Origin of the sequence: Hydrobacter penzbergensis (genome assembly GCF_900106985.1) — a bacterium.
GTDB lineage: Bacteria > Bacteroidota > Bacteroidia > Chitinophagales > Chitinophagaceae > Sediminibacterium > Sediminibacterium magnilacihabitans.
Window position 1 is genome coordinate 174,075 of record NZ_FNNO01000003.1, and the last position, 20,984, is coordinate 195,058.

A 20,984-nucleotide genomic window follows, 5' to 3' on the forward strand; every position below is an offset into this window, starting at 1 on the left:
TCTCACTTTTTAAACTCCTTTTTAAAGAAATACAAATGGTAGCTTAGCTCTTCTTCATGATAACATTCAAATCCGAATTTGTTATACCACGGCAGGTTTCTGAGTGTTGAGGTTTCAAGATAAACAGGCCGATTTTGCTGATCGCTATAGTCAAGTATAGATTGAAGTAACTTGCTTCCTATGCCTTTACCTTGTTCATCGGACGCAACACCGATAAACCATAGATAACAGAATGGAATTTTAGGATGGGCACTGTTTATCAGTTTTTCTCTTTTCAGTGTTTTGCTCACATTACTAAAGCCAACGCACTGGAATATCAATTTGAGGTCTAATAGAACTGATTTTAGCGTGGTTTTCTTTTTGTCTGAATATACAACAAGCGCACAGGCTTTATTGTCATTGGACAGGAAGACTTCGCCAAACAAATAGCACACCTCAAAGGAATAGTCCATTAATGCACGTATTCGTTGTTCTCGCTTCTTGCCTTGTCTTAAGATGTAATTAACGCTTTGGTTTGATTCAAACGATTTAGCTAATATTTCAACTACTAAAGCTTTGTCATTTCGTTTTGCGTTTTTCATGATATTCAATTTTATTAATGAAATAAATGCTATTAATATTGCGAGCAGATTACCAAGCTTTATTGCCCATACCTTAAAACTCCATTTTCTGTATCCTCACAGCATTCAGTATTGCCAGTAACGCCACTCCCACATCTGCAAACACAGCTTCCCACATGGTAGCTAAACCACCTGCGCCTAATAACAGTACAACTGCTTTTACTGCAAATGCTAAAATGATGTTTTGCCACACTATGCGTTTTGTTTGTTTACCAATATTGATTGCAAGCGGAATTTTAGAAGGTGCATCGTCCTGTATTACTATGTCGGCAGTTTCAATAGTTGCATCGCTTCCTAAACCACCCATTGCAATGCCTGCATCACTTAATGCAACCACAGGTGCATCGTTTACACCATCACCTACAAAGGCAACACTTTCATTACGGGCTTTTATTTCTTTTACCTTGTTTACTTTGTCTTCAGGCAATAAATCGCCAAAGGCATTTGTAATTCCAATTTTGTCTGCCACTGCTTTTGCTACGGTTGATTTATCCCCACTTAACATGGTTGCTGTTACATTCATCGCTTTTAATTTCTGCACTGCATCAGCAGCATCTTCTTTTATTTCATCAGCAATGGTTATGTACCCTGCAAACTGCCTATCATTAGCAATGGCAATAAGTGTGTACACAATTTCAGACGGGTTTATATCGTAGCTGATATTGTATTTATCCATCAGTTTGAAATTGCCAACCAATAATTCTTTTCCATTGATGTTTGCTTTTAAACCATGTCCTGCCACTTCTTCAATACCATTCAACGAAAGGTTATGATTTATTTCCCCTACATATTCATGTATAGCCGTGGCAACAGGATGGGTGCTTTTACTTTCCAAAGCATTTACCATTTGCAGTATTTCGTCTTTATTGAATTGTGGCTTGATGTTTACTTCCTGCACTTTGAAAACACCTTTGGTCATGGTGCCTGTTTTATCCATCACCACATTTTTTATTCCGGCAATGATGTCTAAAAAATTGCTGCCTTTGAAAAGAATACCGTTACGGCTGGCGGCTCCAATGCCTCCGAAATAGCCTAAAGGAATTGATATTACCAACGCACAGGGGCATGAAATAACCAAGAATATTAATGTCCGGTAGAGCCAATCCCTGAACACATAGTTTTCTGCAAAAGCCATTGGCACAATGCAGATAGCTATTGCAAGAAACACAACAACAGGTGTGTAGATTTTTGCAAACCTGCGGATGAATAATTCGGTTTTTGCTTTTTGAGTTGTGGCATTTTGCACAAGGTTTAAAATCTTACTTAACTTACTGTCAGTATAAACTGTTGTAACTTTAACTAATGATACACCATTCAGGTTAATCATTCCTGCTAGAACAGTATCTCCTTTGCTTTTGGTGTCGGGCTTGCTTTCACCGGTAAGTGCAGCAGTATTGAATGAAGCAGTATTTGAAATTAACACACCATCCAATGCCAGTTTTTCTCCGGGTTTTAATTGAATAACGCTGTCAATGCTTACCTGTTCTGCTTTTACAGTTTTGGGCTGATTGTTATCCATAATGGTTACTTCATCGGGTCGCTGGTCAAGCAGTTCTTTTATATTTCCTTTTGCTCTACGGACTGCAAGTGTTTGGAATATTTCACCAACTGCATAAAAGAGCATCACAGCAACGCCTTCTGGATATTCGCCAATTGCAAATGCGCCAACAGTTGCAATTACCATTAATGTAAATTCAGAAAAGATTTCTTTTTTGGTAAAGGCTTCCAGCATTTCTTTCATCACAGGTAAGCCTACCGGTGCGTAAGCCACAATGTACCATGCAAGCCTTATCCAGTCTTTGAAAAAGGCAGGCTTGCTTATCCAGTTGTTATCAAATGCCAACGCAACAATTAGAAGTACAAAGCTGATAATTGAAGGGACAAACTGTTTAAGTGTTTGAATTTTCTCATTCTTTTTTATTTGTCTGCCCGATACAGGATGTTTTTTAATAAGTAAATCGGTATCTACTTTAGTATAAATTTTTGCTTCCTCGGTGCAACAAAGCTGCCTGCCACGTGCATCGTATATATGTTTGTGTTCCATCATTATTATCTTTTATGATTAATGTTCTTCTTCTCCTCCTCCGGATTTGGAAAGAATATAAAAGGCTCCTTTCGTTACAATCCTTGCATTCTTAGGTATCTCTTCCAAAGGCGTTATTTCTATATAACCCAATTCACTGACACCTGTGGCAACTTCTATTTTCTTAAACGGTAATACTTTTTCTGTGTTACCGTCTTCCGCTTTCTTTTCTTCATCGCTAGTTAATAAAAACATATATTGTTTGCCTTCGGCACTAACAACGGCATCAACAGGCACCGCCTGCACATTTTGGTTACCGGTATTGATTAGTGCAGAAACATACATACCAGGCAGGAGTTTCAGGCTTCCTGTATTATTAATTTGGGCATGAACAATAATGGATTTGTTTTCATTTTCAAATGACTGATTAATGCCGTAAATTATTCCCGCTATTTGCTTATTGTTTTGATTGGTTAAAACAAACTCAACTTTCTGGCCGGCTTTTACTTTAAACAAATCTTTTTCGTAAACCTGCAAATCGCAATGCACTTTTGAATTATCCACTATATCCATTAATGAAGTTTGCATATCAACAAAACTCCCCGTCTTAACTGTGATATGACCTATTACACCATTGATAGGGGCAAGTATCGGAATTTGCTTGGTAAAGTCGCCACCAGCCACCGAAGCCGGGTTGATACCTAACTGTTGTAACTGTGTTTCCATTCCCGCAAGCCTTGCTTTATCTGTCTCGTACTTTGATGCTGCCTGCTGAAATACTTTACCGGTGCCTGCACTTTCAGTATTTAGTTCCTTTTGGCGCTGATACTCTTGTTGCGTATAAACAAACTCTTTTTTGAGTGTAAGATAATCTTGCTGTAATCTTACAATGTCTGTATTTTCCAATACTGCTAAGGTTTGACCCTGATGAATATAATTGCCCTCCAATACTAAAATCTTTTTAATTATCCCCGGCACTAAAGAGTTAACACTTGCTTTGTTTTGCGGTGGCACTTCCAGTTGTCCGCTTGATTTAACAACGCTGTTCAGGTTTTTCATTTCTATTGTACCTAACTCAATATCTACTGCTTTCATTTGTGCTTCGGATAGCTCAATAATATCAGGCTTTTCAGCCTCCTTTTTTTCAACTTCCTTTTTCGCTGATACAGTGCTGTTTTTGCATGATGTAAAAATGGCTGCCATTACTATGATGGCAATCAGAACTCTTGATTTTATATTTACTGATTTCATTGTATTAATTGCCTTTTAAATAGTTTAACAAAATGATGGATTGATTGTATTGATTTACAGCATCTGCATATTGCAACCTGGTATTAATAGCTGTTTGCAGGTTTTGAATATATTCCATGTATCCAATTTCTCCTTTGGTGTAAGCTGTGCTTGATATTTTAAAAATATCATCAGCTTGTTTGAGCCCAACGGTTTCATAATACTGTAATGCTTCTTTTGCTTTCAGATACTCATTATATTGAACGGCATAATTATTTTGCAGGTAAAGCAATGCTTGTTGTCTTTGAGTTTCAATTAAAGTATTATTTATTTTCACTGCTTTAACTTTTGCTTTTTGTGAGCCAAAAAACAAAGGGACACCAATGCCCACCTGTATGCCAGCCATTCTTGTACCCGGAAAATATTTTCTGTCAATACTTGCCGGGTCAAAACTTTTTATAATTGCCTGGTGGAAATAACCAATACTTAAATCGGGCAGAAACTTACTTTGCTCCAACTTTAACTGTGCAGTATTTACATTAAGGCTTTGATTAAAATAAGACATCAAAGGATTGTTATTAACGGCTGACGTATCTGCATTAAAAACATCAGGGAGTTTTTGCAATTCCTTTTCTTCCGGTAAAATTTGTTCAGTTGTATTTAACCATTTTTGCAAGACAAGTTGATAACTGCCAACGTTTGTATTTGCCTGTTTAAGCAGCAACTGATTTTCTCTATACCGGCTTTCAGCATTCATTTTTTCAAGCAGGTTTGTTTCGCCTGTGTTGTAGCGAAGTGTAGCTCTTTGAAGGAAATTATTATAAATACTATCCTGTTGTTGAAGGAGCTTTACTCTTTGCAATCCGAATAAAAGGGCATAGTACGCTTCCGTTACTTCTTTAATAATTTCATTCCTTGATAACAATTTTGATTTCTGTGCTAAAAGCGTTTCTTGTTTCAGCACCTTGCTTTGATTCGCATATACCGTTGGGAAAGCAAAATTTTGAGTAATACCAATACTATTATCAATATTGCCGCCACTGGTTGGGTCCTGTGTTACCTGCAAGAATGTTTTATCAGGATTAAACGCTGTTCTTTGCAATACGGTTGAATGCTGAATGTTTAGGTCTGCTGCTTTTATTTGTAAATTGTTTCTTAAAGCGGTGTCAATGCATTGCTGCAATGTTCTTTGATTGCCTTGTGCATTGGATTTGTTAGCAAACAAACATCCTAAACCAATGATTAATAAAATAATTGGAATGTTGCCTAAGGTTGGCTCTTTTTTCATTTTCGTTATTTTCAGATTGATTTTAGAATTGAAAAGAATATAGAGTGCAGGCAATACCAACATAGTTAATACCGTTGCGGTAATTAAGCCCCCAATAACAACAGTAGCCAAAGGTTTCTGCACTTCACCGCCTGCACCGGTTGAAAGAGCCATTGGCAGAAAACCCAAAGAGGCAACCATTGCAGTCATTATTACTGGTCTTAATCGTACTGCTGTTCCCTTTCTTACTCTTTCGTAAATATCTGTTATACCTTCTTCTTTTAATTGATTAAAATAGCCGATAAGTACAATACCATTTAACACAGCTACACCAAATAAGGCAATAAACCCAACACCTGCTGAAATACTGAATGGCATACCTCTTACCCACAATGCGATAATGCCGCCAATAGCAGATAATGGAACAGCACTAAAAATGAGCAATGATTGTTTGATACTATGAAATGTGAAATACAGTAAAATTAGAATAAGCAATAAGGCTACCGGAATAGCAATCCCCAATCTACCCTTTGCTTCTTTCAGGTTTTGGAACTGACCGCCATAGGTATAATAATAGCCAACGGGTAACTTTAGTTTTGTATCTAAAATTTGCTGAATTTCTTCTACTGTGCTTTCAACATCTCTGCCGTGTACATTAAAACCAACATAGGTTCTACGCTGCCCATCTTCATGGCTTATTTGAGCAGGAGCATCTTTAAATGAAATATCAGCAACCTGGTTAAGCGGTACTTTGTTTCCTGACGGCAATGGCACATACAGGTTTTGAATATTGCTTAAATCCTGTCGCAAATCTTTTTTTAACCGCACCACCATATCAAATCGTTTATCTCCTTCAAACACTACGCCTGCTACATTACCTGCGAAAGCTGTTTTTAATATCATATTCACATCGCTGATGGTAAGCCCATATTGAGCAATTTTATCTCTGTTATATTCCACTTGTATTTGGGGTAAGCCATTTACTTTTTCAACTATAGGTTCACTTACACCCTTTACATTCTTTATAAGACCTGCTATTTTATTTGCCTGTGCATTTAATATTTCCAAATCTGCTCCGTAAACTTTTATTGCTACATCCTGCCGGATGCCGGTTATTAACTCATTAAAACGCATTTGCATAGGCTGAGTAATTTCAGCGCTTACACCGGGTAAGATGCTTAATGCTTCTTCCATTTTTTCCATCATTTCTTCACGGGTATGTGCAGATGTCCATTCTTCTTTTGATTTCATAGCAAGCATCATGTCTCCCCTTTCAACCGGCATAGGGTCTGTTGGTATTTCGGCACTACCTATTCTTGTAACAGCCTGATTAATTTCAGGAAATTTGTCTTTCAGTATTTTTTCTGCTTTACTAAATGTCTCAACCACTTTGGTCAGGGATACTCCCTGTTCCATTCGTATCTCTACTGTGAGATCGCCTTCTTCTAATGTTGGAATAAATTCGCCGCCCAAACCATTGAAGATTATTAAGCTGATTGCAAACAAAGCAATCATTGATAATACAACTGTTTTTTTCCAGCGAAGTGTAAAGTTCAAAACAGGTGTATAGACTTTTTTGATAAAGTTCATAATGCGGTCTGAAATATTTATTTTATGAGCAGTTCTCTTACTCAAAAAAAGACTGCTTGCCACGGGAACATAGGTAAGGGATAGAATGAATGCACCCAATAAGGCAAATGCCACTGTTTGCGCCATAGGCTTAAACATTTTGCCTTCAATACCCACTAAGGAAAGGATGGGTAAATAAACAATAAGAATTATGATTTGACCAAAGGATGCAGAACTCATCATGCGGCTTGCAGTTTCATACACTTCGTTATCCATTTGCGGCTGTGAAAGTTTTAGAATGCCATGGTGGTGGTGCTTACTCATAAAAAGGTGATGTACTACGCTTTCAACAATAATAACTGCACCATCCACGATTAATCCAAAATCAATAGCACCCAAACTCATCAGGTTTCCGCTTACGCCAAATAGATTCATTAAGCTGATGGCAAAAAGCATTGATAATGGAATTATAGATGCAACTATTAACCCTGCCCTTAGATTTCCCAATAGCAGCACCAACACAAAGATTACTATCAGCCCGCCTTCTATAAGGTTTTTTTCTACTGTGCCCATTGCCCGGTTCACCAATTCTGTTCTGTCAATAAAAGGTTCTATTATTACACCTTCGGGCAAAGATTTTTGTACCTGCTTCATCCGTTCTTTTACATTGGCAATGACCTGTGCAAAATTTTCACCTTTCAGCATCAGGGTTATACCAGCCACAACTTCGCCTTCGCCATTACGGGTAACGGCACCGTATCTTATAGCACTGCCAAACTGCACTGTTGCCACGTCACGGATTAGTACCGGCATTCCATTTATATTTTTGACAACTATTTTCTCTATATCGGATAATGATTTTACCAGTCCCAATCCACGAATAAAGTAAGCATTGCTGCGTTGCTCAATATAGCTGCCACCTGTATTTTCATTATTATTTTCAAGCGCCTTGTATATTTCAGGAATGGTAATGTTCATGGCATTGAGCTTATCATTATCCAAAGCAATTTCATACTGCTTTACATAACCACCCCAACCGCTTACTTCCGCCAACCCTTCTGTGCCGGCTAACTGCCTTCTTACTATCCAATCCTGAATGGTTCTTAAATCTGTAGCCGTGTATTTATTTTCATATCCTTTTGCCGGATGAATGATGTACTGATATATTTCACCCAAGCCGGTAGTGATTGGAGCTAATGTAGGTTCACCAACTCCCTGCGGTATTTGCGCTTCGGCTTCTTTCAACCGTTCGTTTATTTGCTGCCTTGCCCAATAAATGTCCGCATTGTCTTTAAAAACAATAGTAATAACTGAAATACCGCTACGGCTGATACTTCTTTTTACAATTACATTGGGAATATTAGCCATCGCTAATTCAACAGGAGTGGTAATAAATTGCTCCACCTCCTGGGCTCCTAATGTGGGGGCTTGTGTGATTATCTGCACCTGATTGTTGGTAATGTCAGGTACAGCATCTATGGGCAAGCGCATAGCAGATATTACGCCCCAAATGATGAGTGCAACCGTAAATACACCCACTGCTAATTTGTTCTTAATAGAGAACTGAATTATTTTTTGAAACATGTGTTATTGTCTATTTGAGAATATTATATTGGATAAAGTGCATGATTCGAGCTATAATAGCCGCAATGAGTATAGCACAACCCAATATGATTAATATCGTTTTTAAAACCCTTATCGCCAATTGCTGTTTGGATTTCCTTTTCATTTTCTTATTCAAGGAAAATATAAAATAATTGTAAATATGGAACACCTTAAACTACTTGTAGTTTAGGTTAGCTTAACAGTAGTAAAAATAAAAGACTACGATAACTGAGGAGGTTGCCAAATAGGCAATGAAATTCCTTTAATACCAGAAGGATAAAAGGAATTGTAGCATTTTTCAATATAGGTTACTGACAGAAAATCCTTAACTATTGGTTGAGTAATTGGAAAGCCATGACAACAAGAACAGCTACAAAAAGGTGAGCAGTTATCCTTTTGTTGAGTTTCCTTATTGTGAGAAGATGATTTTGACACCTCTTTTTTCATACCACCATTTCCAATAGCGTCAAGGCCATCAGTACACGGCATGCAGCTCATTATTAACACCAAAATGGACAATATGAAGGAAATTGTTTTCAAGTTCTGCAAATATACAATTATTTCTTATGAACAATTCATAAACTACAGGTAAAGTTCTACATTTCAACCCTTGAAATAGTATATTTGCAAAAATATTCTTGAAGCGTTTTAGCTTTAAGTCCCGCACTGAAACTTAGGAACTTTCAAATGGCAATGGGACATAAGTGAGAACGCTCATGCTACGGCGTGGGCGCACTTATCGTTGCCAGGTTTCCTAAGACCTCAGTGCGGTGAGCTGTTGCCCGCGCTATTTTTTTGTATATGGGCAGCAAGTCAGAGGAATCATTAAAAACAACATACTATGACTTCAGCCGCACGCTATCCCGATTTTGAATATACAGCCGGACAATTATCAAAATTCCTTGCTGCAACCGAGTTCTTCACCATTATGCTAAAAAACGGTGATATAGTTCATTTTACTCCGAAGAATGTAAATGAGTTTCGAAAATGGCTGTTAGAGAATAAAGTTCAGGATATAAGAAGTGAAAAAGACTGGGCGATTACGATCAAAAAGTAAGGCAATATTCATTTTCACCTGCCGAATAGCACAAAAAGACTTTCGCTTATCCGACAAAATGAGCCGTATAAGCGAAAGTCCGGTTACTGAGTTGCCCCTTTTATTTTGTACTGAGCGCCTTTAGTTTTTCGCTGAGTTCCGTTAAGCCTGCCTTAGTAAGATATTCATCAGCGATTACGTGTAATTCCTGTAATGCTCCCTGCGGAATGTTTTCCAGCAGACCGGATGATTTATCATCGTCTTTAGCCGTTAACCCACGTTTAAGGACACTGTGCAATAACAATACGTTTTTGCGGGAGATCCTCATGTCAATCTTCACTGTTTCATTCATGCCTGGGATACTGAGTATAGTATCGTACACTTTGGCTACATCACTTGTTGTTAGCATAATCACACGGTTTTAATTTAAACAATACTCACTGCACAAAAATAAATAACACGGCTTTGGGCATCCTCATCAAAATATGATGAGGATAACTCTATTTCAAACTGAATTTTAATAATAGCAACCCTACTATTAAAGCAATAGACGAAGCTGATAGAATAGCTATTTTTTAACCACCCATAAGGGTAAATATGTATATACAATCATCGTTATGAATATGAACATGGTAAAGCCTATACGCCCAGAAATCATATGCTAATTATTTTTTCTGATTAAGGTCTTCAGAAACAGTACAAATCCTGCTAGCGTTCCTGTGAATGCGAAAAAAAATATTCCTAATGGTTTCCCCAATACAAGACCCAAAATAATGACTTCAAGTTGATTGCTGAATAAAATTGTTTTTTAAACATATTATTTTCATTTATTACTAAGCTTATTTCGCAATAATTGTGCATTGATCGCTACAATGATAGTACTCAAACTCATCAATACCGCCCCCACAGCCGGGCCTAAAACAAAGCCGGTTGAATAAAGAACCCCAGCCGCTAAAGGAATGGCAATGGCATTATATCCCGTTGCCCAGGCAATATTCTGAATCATCTTATTATACGTTGCTTTGCCAAATAAGATCAGGTTGGCAATATCCTGCGGATTACTGTTTACTAAAATAATATCTGCGGTTTCTGCCGCCACATCTGTGCCGGAACCAACGGCAATGCCAACATCCGATTGCGCCAATGCCGGAGCATCATTTACTCCATCACCTGTCATGGCCACAAATGCTCCCTTGCTTTGCAGTTTTTTTACAATCTCTACTTTTTGATGTGGTAACACTTCTGCAAAATATCCGTCAAGGCCCAATTGATCACTGACCGCTTTCGCCACCTTCTCATTATCGCCCGTTGCCATCAGCACTTTTATATTGTTCTTCCTGAATACAGTAATTGCTTCTGCACTTTCAGGCCTTATCTCATCTGCTAATGCTATATACCCGGCAAGTTGTTCATTGACAATGATAAACACAACTGTTTCTGCTTCGTTATTGTTTTGATCATCCGGCAAAGGAATATTTTTCTCTTTTAAATATCCGGGGCTCACCACCTTTACTTTCCTGCTGTCCACCTCTGCCTCAACCCCTTTTCCCGTAATGGCATTAAAATTCACGGGTTTGGGAATCTCTATTTTTTTCTCTTTTGCTTTGCGAACGATACCTATGGCAATCGGATGTTCGGAGCTTTGTTCCAGAGCGGACGACAGGCGAAGCAATTCGTCTTCATTAAATTGATTGTTCACAGATACAATCCGGGTTACTCCAAATTCACCTTTGGTTAATGTACCGGTTTTATCAAACAGGATGGCCGTTATCTTACGGGATTCTTCAAAAGCGGTACGGTTTCTTATCAATAATCCATTTTGTGCAGATACTGCCGTGGAAATCGCTACAACTAAAGGGATCGCCAATCCCAATGCGTGAGGACAGGCAATAACCATTATTGTAACCATACGTTCCAATGCAAACACAAATGGGTAACCTAAGATGAGCCAGGTGGCTAAGGTTCCAAATCCAATTAGTAAAGCAATATATGTGAGCCATTTTGCCGCCCTGTCACTAAGGTTTTGCATTTTTGACTTTGATTTCTGAGCCTCTTCTACCAGTGAAATGACTTTATTGAGATAGCTTTCTTTGCCGGTATGTTCCACTTTAATTTTTAAAGAACCATTACCATTGATAGAGCCACCAATGACCTTGCTATCCAATTCTTTTTTTACAGGTTTTGACTCGCCGGTGAGCATGGCTTCATTTAAATAACTGCTCCCTTCTGCAATGATTCCATCAGCAGGTACTTTTTCACCGGGCTTTATCAGTATCACATCACCTGGTGATAACATTTCCAGTTTTATATCTTCAATAGTCCCATCTGGTTTTACCCGGTGTGCTTCTGCCGGCATCATGCTTACCAGTAATTGCAGCGCCTTTGATGCTCCCAAAACAGATTTCATTTCAAGCCAATGTCCTAACAGCATAATGACAATAAGAGTTGCCAGTTCCCAGAAGAAATCCATTCCTTTTAATCCAAAAACAGTGGCTGCACTGTAAAAATAAGCCACACTGATAGCCATTGAAATCAATGTCATCATACCCGGTGCCCTTTTTTTTATTTCATCGAAAAAACCTTTCAGGAATGGCCAGCCACCCAAGAAATAAACAATGGAGGAAAGTGTCAGCAAAAAATATTTGTTTCCGGGAAGCAACAGCTGATAACTGAAAAATTGCTGAATCATGGGTGAGAAAAGGAGAATGGGGATGGATATCACCAGGCTTATCCAAAACCGTTTTTTAAAATCATCAATCATCATACGATGATGGTCATGCCCCGCCATACCCATAGGTATCGACCCATGATCATGGTTCATTTTACTGTGATCCATTTTTGAATGGCCCATTTTATCATTAACCATGTCAATTATTTCCCTTTTGTTCATGTCTTCATGTGAATGATGCTGTTGATGTTCCATACTATTCTTATTTTTTTGAATCAATATTATCCAGGCTACTTTTTGCCCATGTAATCAGAAGTCTTTTTTCATCTTTTGTTAACCTTGCCTCACGATGCAGTAACCTGTAGGATGACAATGGCATTTCATTATCCTCTATCTGACTTGCTATTGCTTTGAACTTGCTTTGTTGCCTGCGCCTGGAGTACCTGCCAAATTCATCAAAATTCAGTTCCTCTTTTCCATTTACAATATGCCGGTTCAAGTACCAGGCCACCGGCTGAATATTACTGTACCAGGGATAGCGGGTATTGTTACTGTGGCAGTCGTAACAGGCTGTTTTCAATACATGCATGATGGTATCCGGCACAACATAAACTGTATTAAATGAAGCCTCAGATATTGTATCATCACTATTTCTTTTCGGCTTTGGGATAAATTGTATCAATGCAAATGCTATCACCGCAAACAGTACTATTCTTTTCCATATTGTCTTTAGTATGAAATTCATCTGACCTGCTTTTACATTTTCATTCCTGCCATCGGGTCATTTCCTTTTTTAAACACATATTCACTATGCAGCAGATAAGCTCCCCGCATCACCACTACATCTCCGTTTTGTAAACCCGATTTAATTTCAATCCGGTCGCCGCTCTCCAAACCGGTTTCCACCATTTTCATTTTATAACTGTTTTTTCCTGACTGAACCCAAACGGTACTCATTTTCCCATCCCTTAATACCGCATCTGTTGGAAGCGTAAGTGTTTTTAGCTCCCTGCTTTTTAAGCTTACATAGGCGGGCATACCGGGTTTTAATATTCCGTTTGGATTGGGCAGGATAACCCTCACCAGGTTGAGCCGGCTGCCTGGTAAAATTTCAGGGTTGGCAAATTCAATTTTCCCTTTCCACTCTTTTCCGGGTAAATCAGGGATCTGAATGATTGCGGTACCATTTAAATCAACGGCGGAAAGCTGTGAAGCATATACCTGCGCTTCAGCCCACAAAGAAGACAGGTCTGCCAATTTTACAATCGTCATACCTTCTGATGCATACTGTCCCTCCATCACCGGCAATTCAGTAATATAGCCAGATGCATTGCTGTAAAAGGAAGTGAGCGGAGATGATTTTTTTAACTTTGCCAATTCATTCACCTGTGCTTCACTCATGCCCCATAAAAGCAATTTCATTTTAGCGCTTTGCAACAAACGGTTAAAATCAATTATTGAATTGCCGAGGGATTGCTGTTTTTCCAACGCTGCTATATATTCCTGTTTGGCATTATTCAGTTCTTCACTGTATAAATCGTAGAGGTGTACCCCTTTTGGAACATAATCGCCCATATTTTTAAAATAGAGTTTGTCAATTCTTCCCATTACCCGTGCATTGATACTGCTTACTTTTGATTCATCCGCATTTAATGTGGCTGTCAAAACCAGTTTATCGCCGATTGTCCCGTTGCGAATCGTATCGGTTCGAATGTTGCCCAACCTTATCTGTTCATCGTTCAACATAATTTCATCGGCTGCCGTGCTAGTTTTTTTCACAACAATTAACTCCATGTGGCAAATAGGGCAATTACCGGGCTTGTCCTGCATAATCTGCGGATGCATACTACAGGTATAGTATTCATCCTTATTCATGGTGGTTTCCTTTTTCCCTTTGCAGGAGAAAAGGAAAAATAAAACGGTGATGAAGACCAAAAAATACTTGTTCATGTTACTTTAATTTGTTTTGATGAAACTTTCACTGTCCACCAGGTACTGGGCATTAGCTGCTACCGCCTCCTTCTTATCCAAGCCCGATAATACCTGCACAAGATGTTTATTCGTAATTCCTGTTTCTATTTTTCTTGCTAAAAAGGATTCTCCGTTTCTGACAAAGACTACTTTATCCAAACCTAAAGACAAGACTGCTTCCTCCGGCAGCCATTCTGCTGAACGGTCGCCGGCAAAAATGGTGGCTTTCACCTGGCTTCCAATTGGTATTTTAGAAATGCTGTTATCAAAATAAACCCTTGCTGTCATCGTTTTGTTACCCTCCCTGTACACAGGTTCAATATAATTGATAACCGCCCTGAAGTCTTTTGACGGGTTAGTTTCAGGCGTAATGCGTACTTTATCACCAACCTTAACCATGGCTGCCTGACCGGTAAAAATGTTTAAGAGCACCCATGCCTTATCCGGATTAAAAACAGAGAAAATAGTCTGCCCTTTTTGCACATACATCCCTTCCTTTACGGATAGCTCCTCTGTTGTAGAAGCGGCGGGATTCATAGTTGTTTGCTGATTGCCATTCATTGCAGCGCCGTTGCTTTCATGGATATGACCGCTGTAATGGCTGTAAACAACCACAGCATAATTGGCTTTCCCTGATTTGATAACTGCATTTACCTGTTGATTACTCATTCCTAATAAATACAGTTTTTGTTTGGAAGCATTAATGAGCAAGGTATTATCCGGATCGTTCTTTAATAAGAACAGCAAGTTTTCCTGTGCAGTCATCAACTCAGGGCTATAGATATCCATGATGTGTTGCCCCTTACTTATTTTCTGGTAGCGGTATTTCACATAAAGCTTTTCTATCCTGCCTGAAAAGTTAGCGGTAATGATTCCTGTTTGTCTTGTATCATAATTTATAAAGCCATAAGATTCCATTTCAATATTTTCTTCCCTTTCCATCATGTGAACCATAGGTATGCTCGCAATCACCTGCTGGTTAGACGGCTTCAATAATGTATTTAGCGAAACTGCCTTAGGCTCTGTTACTGATTTTGTTTTTTCCAACTGCATCCCGCAAATGGGGCAGGACCCGGCCGTATCGCTTTGTACCTGGGGGTGCATCGGGCAGGAATATGCCTTTACATTTGATTGGGTACTGTCGGTCATATTCATGCTATTGTGCATAGCACGGTCAGTCATCGGAATCAAATCCATTCCGCACTTGGGACATTTACCCGGTTTATCGGAGAATACAGAATCCTGTGGCATCGGGCAGGTGTACATAGTTTCCTGTTTGTTGACTGAATTATTACAGGCTGCCATAAATAAAGCAATCCCCATTAACCAGCACCAATTACTTTTTATTACTCTTTTCATTTCATTCTTATTTTATCTCCATAATTTTCATCAGTTCTGCCTGCATCTGCAGGGCATTTTGTAACTGGTCGAAATAATCCATCTGTGTCATGTTCAATGCTTCCCAAGCATCAAAGAGCTCAAAAAGCTCTTCCGTATTTTGCTCATAAGCCAATTGCATGGTTTGGAAGTTTTTTCTTAATGCAGGAATGATTTGCTGCTCATATAAAAGCATCTGTTTCTTTTTTAATTCCAGTTCGATATAGGAAGTACTGGCCATGCCGGAGGCTTCGTTCACAATCATTTGCTGCTGGTTTCTCAATGCTTCATTTTGCCATACGAGGCTTTCGGCTTTTGCTTTATTCATTCTTGAAGACCACTTTGTAAGCGGAATTTTTACCATGCCCATTACTGAAAACATCAGCGGCTGGCGGGCCCAGCCTGTCATGTGGTTATATTGAATACCAAACTCTGGTTTCAGTTTTACCAATTCTGCTTTCCGTTCCAGGTTATTGACTTCAATAGTCCGGTCAATCACTTTTACATCGCTTCTTTGTTTCATTAAATTGGCAGAATCAAACATGGTCTTATTAAAATCGAACCAAACGTAATTGGTATCGATCAAAAAGGGCTCATCCGTATTCCGGTTCATAACGGTATTGATGGCAATTCTTTTTAGTTCAATTTCATTCCTTAACATCAGTTGCATATTTTCGACATTCGCCAGCGCAGCTTTGGCTTTGTAATAAGCACTGATTTTACCCAAACCGTTTTTATACCTAATTTCCGCACTCTGCATCATGAACTTTAACAGCCTGTTATTTTCATCCAACACGCTTAATTTTTTTTCCAGTACAATCCAGTCATAGTAATTTTTCCTTGCTGTAAAAAGCAACTCGTTGATCACTACATCTTTTTTTTGTAATTCAACAGTTGACTGCGCATTCATAAAATCGTACTCTGCATCCTGTCTTTTTTTATTTGGAAACATTTGCTGAACAGAAAACATAAATGAACCCATGCCAGGCTGTCCGTTCATATACTTCCACCTGCCGGGGTCATAAGGAGTTTGATAAAACCCTGCACCCAGTTGGGGGGCTTCCCAACTGTAAGCACCTTTGGCGGCTTCACTCATTGAACGGGCTTCCGCATCCAGCATTTTTAAGGTTGGATGATTTTTTTCAATGGCGGATTGTATTTCCTGCATGGTCAGTAAATGCTGGGAATTTGCAGTTTGCATCAGGAGTAATCCTCCAATTAATAATTTTACACTTTTCATCTGTACATTTTTATTTTCTGCTGGTCATTATTAGTGCTTTGTTTCCAGTACATCAATCTTCCCGTGCCTTCTCAATTCATATTCTTTGGCCATTAAAAAAATCAATGGGGTCACCAATAGTATATGGGTGGCCGATGTAAGTACACCGCCTACCATGGGTAATACAATTGGTTTCATCACATCACTTCCTACACCATGACTCCAAAGAATAGGTATCAGTGCAAAGAGGGAAACACTTACTGTCATTAACTTGGGGCGCAGTCGTTTTGCAGCCCCGGCAATAACATACTCCCGCAAATCCTGATTTGTGATCGTTTCTTTTGAATTGCCTTTATTTTCAACCAATTGTTGCATGGCGTCATTGAGATAAATAACCATAACAATACCGGTTTCAACAGCCAGGCCAAACAACGCTATAAAGCCAACTGCCACAGCTACTGATAGATTGACACCCCAGAAATAAATCATGAATGCTCCGCCAATTAATGCAAATGGAATAGATACCAGACTGAGGAATGCTTCCCTTGCCGAATGAAAGGCAAAATACATGCACAGGAAAATAATGACTAACACAACCGGCAAAATCAACTTCAATGTTTTTTCGCTGCGAATGAGGTTTTCATACTGTCCGCTCCATTCCATGAAATAACCTTTGGGCAATTTGGTAACCATATTATCCAGTTTCTTCCTGGCTTCATTAACCGTGCTGCCCAGATCCCGTTCCCTTACATTAAACAGAACCGTTCCTCGCAGCATCGCATTTTCCGAATTGATCATCGGCGGGCCTTCGGTTATTTTTACATCTGCAACGGCTTCCAATGGAACTGGACCATACTTCATGGTTTGCACCTGCAGGCGTTTTAATGCTTCCAGGTTGTTTCTGAAGTCCTGCCCAAATCTTGCATTTACGGAAAACCGTTGGCGACCTTCAACCGTCGTTGTTAACCGCATTCCGCCCAAAGCAATTTCCACCACACTATTTACATCATCAACAGTCAGTCCATAGCGACTGATTTCATCCCGCTTTACAATGATGTCAATATATTTCCCCCCCGTGATGGGTTCTACATACAAATCTTTTACGCCATCAATGCCTTCCAGTTCTTTTTTTACTTTTTCTGCAAAGGCATAAATAGTATCAAGATTCTGACCATACACTTTTACACCAACGTCGGTACGAATACCTGTAGACAGCATGTTAATACGGTTAATGATGGGTTGTGTCCACCCATTGGTAACACCCGGTATCTGCAATTTGGCATTCAGTTCATTGATGATATCATTTTTTGAAACGCCTTTCCGCCATTCGCTTTGGGGTTTCAGTAAAATAATGGTTTCAATCATACTGATGGGTGAATTATCCGTTGCTGTATTTGCCCTGCCCGCTTTTCCCAGTACATTTTTTACTTCTGGAACCGATTTGATCAGTTTGTCCTGCACTTGCAAAATCCGCTTTACTTCACTGTTTGAAACATCCGGTAATGTAACGGGCATAAACAAAATGGAACCTTCATCCAGCGGAGGCATAAATTCTTTACCCAGGCTCATCAGCATGGGTATACTGATAGCCAGCGCAATGATATTTATGGCAATGGTTGTCTTTCTCCATTTGATGCAGGCACGAATCACCGGCTCATAGATCTTTTCTAAAATTCGGTTAACCGGGTTTTTGGTTTCGGGCCTGAACCTGCCTTTCATAAAAAATGAAATAAGCACCGGCGCAAGAACAATGACCAGCAGGGCGTCCACCATCATGATAAATGTTTTGGTAAAGGCCAGCGGGTGAAACAATTTACCTTCCTGCCCTGTCAATAAGAACACCGGTAAAAATGATGCAATGATAATGACGGTGGAAAAGAACACACCCCTTGATACTTGTACACAAGCCTTTTCAATTAAACGCATCCGCTCTAACTCAGGGATACGGTTATAGTCCTTTTTTCCTCTTAATTTATTAACTAGCTTTTTCATTGTTTACGCTTTAGGGTTGTGCTGGTTTTGCCATTCTGATAAATGCCTGTATGCATTCTCACTCATAATAATCCCGTTGTCTACTATCACACCGATTGCCAACGCAATACCCGTTAATGACATGATGTTGGATGAAATACCAAAGAAGTTTAAGAGGATAAAGCTTACTGCTATTGTAATTGGGATCTGAATGATGATGCTTAATGCGCTTCGCCAATGAAACAAAAAGATGATCACAATTAAAGCCACTACGGTCATCTCCTCAATCAGTTTTGTCTTAATGTTCCCAATGGCGGCCTCAATTAATTCGCTACGGTCATAAGCGGTCTTAAAGGTTACTCCTTCCGGTAATCCCTTTTGGACATCCTTCATTTTTTCTTTCACGGCGGCAATAACTTTGTCGGCATTTTCTCCATACCGCATTACCACAATCCCACCCACCACTTCACCTTCACCATTCTCATCAAAAATGCCGAGTCGCAGATCGCCCCCCATCTGTACAGTTCCGATATCCTTAACCCTTACGGGGATACCATTATAATTTCCTACGGCAATATTTTCTATATCGTCTTTGTTTTTGATATAGCCCAGGCCACGGATGATATACGCCATATCGCTCATTTCAAATTTTCTGCCGCCAACATCATTATTACTGGCTTTTACCTTCGACATTACATCCATCAGGGAAACGTTGTAGAATTGAAGTTTCACAGGGTCAACTACCAACTGGTATTGTTTTTCAAAACCACCGAAGGAAGCGACTTCTGCAACACCCGGAACTGTTTGCAACGCCAGCTTTACATACCAGTCCTGTAATGCTCTTTGCTCGCCGAGGTCGAGATTTTTTGTATCAAGGGTGTACCAAAATACATGCCCTACTCCTGTGCCATCGGGGCCAAGTGTAGGAGTAACGCCATTAGGCAATAGGCGTTGGGCATAGTTCAAGCGTTCGAGTACCCTAGTCCTAGCCCAGTAGACATCCACATCATCTTCAAAAATTACATATACAAAACTCATCCCGAACATGGACGTACCCCTGATGTTTTTAACTTTTGGTATGCCCTGAAGATTACTTACGAGCGGATAGGTAACCTGGTCTTCCATGATCTGCGGACCACGGCCCATCCATTCGGTGAAAACAATTACCTGGTTTTCGCTGAGGTCAGGAATTGCATCTATGGGATTTTTCCGGATATTTAATATCCCCCACACAAATAAACCTGCTGCCAGCAGCAAAACGATAAACCGGTTTTTTAAAGACCAGGAGATTACTTTTGGAATCATAATAGCTTCATTTAACCGGTAATTATTTGAACATTTCTTCTATATTACCGCAGGTCATCATCTTTTCACCATAATAGGGATTGCGGATATCTTTTGATTCACTAAGCCACATAGAGCCGTCCTTATACATGGGGCAATGATCGTGGTACAAGGTCACTCCTGCACCAAACGCCTTAGCCATATCATACATATCCTTACTCATCATAGCAAAATGTTCCCGCTGGTGATCAATTTTACTTTTGGAAATATGTTCTGCATGTTCTTTCAGGTCTACTTCAATATCATCATATACTTTTTTCTGATCGGCAGTGAGTAATGATTTGTCAAAACTTTTCATCGCATCGTACATTTTACCGGAAGCTGCAGCGGCCTGTTCTTCTCTTCCATTCACAAGAGCATTTTTTACAGCAAGGTAATCTGTTACCAATGTTTTGATGTAAGATGCAACAGCCGGATCAACGGTAGTGAATATTGTTGTCACCATTTTTATATTATTATCTGTTGCAGTGTCACCCTGCATCGTCATGGGCATACTATCATGGTTCATAGCCATGTTATTATCCTTTGTAGAACTATTGCTGTTGCAGGCAACAAAAAACATTGCCGTAACCGCTATTGTGATAAGAATTGTCTTTTTCATTTTTTTTGTTTTAGTTGATTAATGTTTGTGATTGGAGTGGTCGTCCTTTTGTTCTTTTAAAGCCATGCCGCATTTTGGACATTTACCCGGTTTATCATATGTTTTATCACCTTCGCATTTCATGGGACAGCTATACACTACATTGGCCTGCTCCTTTTTTTCAGATCCATACCACATTTGGAACATTTACCTGGCTTATCACTGGTTACGTCCGGGTGCATAGGACATGCGTACATTTTCATTACTTCCATTTTCATCTGTTCTTTATTGGATTTTGTTAAATCCATTCCGCATTTTGAGCATTTACCCGGTTTATTGCTTACCATATCCGGGTGCATAGGACAACTGTATTGTATCTTCTCCATTTTTTGTTTAGGAGATTTTATTTTTTGACTGGTACTATCCTGTGCATACATTGAAATAGAACCGATGGTTAAAGCTGCCATCACCAGCATTTTAATTGCTTTCATTTTGAAATAATTT

General features: G+C 39.3%; 15 protein-coding genes and 1 pseudogene. 1 reads left to right on the forward strand and 15 read right to left on the reverse strand.

What is annotated here, in order from left to right; genetic code table 11:
* Positions 1 to 2: 2 nt before the first annotated feature.
* From BLU98_RS05280 to BLU98_RS18035, 5 genes are all read right to left on the reverse strand, one after another.
* Positions 3 to 581, reverse strand: coding sequence for a GNAT family N-acetyltransferase (locus BLU98_RS05280; RefSeq protein ID WP_092722745.1), 579 nt, complete (start codon positions 579 to 581; stop codon positions 3 to 5).
* A gap of 73 nt (positions 582 to 654) precedes the next feature.
* Positions 655 to 2,667, reverse strand: coding sequence for a heavy metal translocating P-type ATPase (locus tag BLU98_RS05285; protein ID WP_257574719.1), 2,013 nt, complete (start codon positions 2,665 to 2,667; stop codon positions 655 to 657).
* A 15-nt stretch (positions 2,668 to 2,682) separates the two neighbouring features.
* Positions 2,683 to 3,894: an efflux RND transporter periplasmic adaptor subunit gene (locus BLU98_RS05290; protein WP_092722747.1), complete on the reverse strand. Its 1,212-nt coding sequence runs from the start codon at positions 3,892 to 3,894 to the stop codon at positions 2,683 to 2,685.
* A gap of 4 nt (positions 3,895 to 3,898) precedes the next feature.
* Positions 3,899 to 8,293, reverse strand: coding sequence for a CusA/CzcA family heavy metal efflux RND transporter (locus tag BLU98_RS05295; RefSeq protein ID WP_092722749.1), 4,395 nt, complete (start codon positions 8,291 to 8,293; stop codon positions 3,899 to 3,901).
* Positions 8,294 to 8,533: 240 nt separating this feature from the next.
* Positions 8,534 to 8,863 (reverse strand): DUF6660 family protein, encoded by a 330-nt coding sequence (locus tag BLU98_RS18035; protein WP_371937727.1) that lies wholly within the window; start codon positions 8,861 to 8,863, stop codon positions 8,534 to 8,536.
* Between the two features lie 292 nt (positions 8,864 to 9,155).
* On the opposite strand from BLU98_RS18035, the gene BLU98_RS05300 reads away from it, so the two are divergent.
* Complete coding sequence (locus tag BLU98_RS05300) at positions 9,156 to 9,371, forward strand: hypothetical protein (RefSeq protein ID WP_092722751.1); 216 nt, start codon at positions 9,156 to 9,158, stop codon at positions 9,369 to 9,371.
* A 100-nt stretch (positions 9,372 to 9,471) separates the two neighbouring features.
* On the opposite strand, the gene BLU98_RS05305 is transcribed toward BLU98_RS05300, so the two are convergent.
* The 10 genes and pseudogenes from BLU98_RS05305 to BLU98_RS05350 all read right to left on the reverse strand — a co-directional run bounded on the left by BLU98_RS05305 (position 9,472) and on the right by BLU98_RS05350 (position 20,971).
* The gene (locus tag BLU98_RS05305; protein ID WP_092722753.1) at positions 9,472 to 9,759 is read right to left on the reverse strand and encodes a hypothetical protein; all 288 of its coding nucleotides are present in this window, start codon (positions 9,757 to 9,759) and stop codon (positions 9,472 to 9,474) included.
* Positions 9,760 to 10,173: 414 nt separating this feature from the next.
* Entirely contained in the window at positions 10,174 to 12,240 is a 2,067-nt protein-coding gene (locus BLU98_RS05310; protein ID WP_371937734.1) for a copper-translocating P-type ATPase, read from the reverse strand.
* A gap of 40 nt (positions 12,241 to 12,280) precedes the next feature.
* On the reverse strand, positions 12,281 to 12,763 hold the full coding sequence (locus tag BLU98_RS05315) for a heme-binding domain-containing protein (protein WP_092722757.1): 483 nt from the start codon (positions 12,761 to 12,763) through the stop codon (positions 12,281 to 12,283).
* A gap of 11 nt (positions 12,764 to 12,774) precedes the next feature.
* On the reverse strand, positions 12,775 to 13,968 hold the full coding sequence (locus tag BLU98_RS05320) for an efflux RND transporter periplasmic adaptor subunit (protein WP_092722759.1): 1,194 nt from the start codon (positions 13,966 to 13,968) through the stop codon (positions 12,775 to 12,777).
* Between the two features lie 6 nt (positions 13,969 to 13,974).
* Positions 13,975 to 15,348, reverse strand: a complete 1,374-nt coding sequence (locus BLU98_RS05325) for a heavy metal-binding domain-containing protein (protein ID WP_257574720.1) — start codon at positions 15,346 to 15,348, stop codon at positions 13,975 to 13,977.
* A gap of 7 nt (positions 15,349 to 15,355) precedes the next feature.
* Entirely contained in the window at positions 15,356 to 16,606 is a 1,251-nt protein-coding gene (locus BLU98_RS05330) for a TolC family protein (protein ID WP_092722761.1), read from the reverse strand.
* Between the two features lie 30 nt (positions 16,607 to 16,636).
* Positions 16,637 to 19,861, reverse strand: a pseudogene (locus tag BLU98_RS18040) (efflux RND transporter permease subunit).
* 22 nt (positions 19,862 to 19,883) lie between these two features.
* On the reverse strand, positions 19,884 to 20,501 hold the full coding sequence (locus tag BLU98_RS05345; RefSeq protein ID WP_092722768.1) for a DUF3347 domain-containing protein: 618 nt from the start codon (positions 20,499 to 20,501) through the stop codon (positions 19,884 to 19,886).
* A gap of 18 nt (positions 20,502 to 20,519) precedes the next feature.
* Positions 20,520 to 20,687 carry a heavy metal-binding domain-containing protein gene (locus BLU98_RS18045; RefSeq protein ID WP_371937728.1) on the reverse strand — a complete coding sequence of 56 codons (168 nt, stop codon included), beginning with the start codon at positions 20,685 to 20,687 and terminating at the stop codon, positions 20,520 to 20,522.
* Positions 20,639 to 20,971: a heavy metal-binding domain-containing protein gene (locus BLU98_RS05350; RefSeq protein WP_092722770.1), complete on the reverse strand. Its 333-nt coding sequence runs from the start codon at positions 20,969 to 20,971 to the stop codon at positions 20,639 to 20,641. Before BLU98_RS05350 ends, BLU98_RS18045 begins: the two co-directional genes overlap by 49 nt.
* Positions 20,972 to 20,984: the final 13 nt, after the last annotated feature.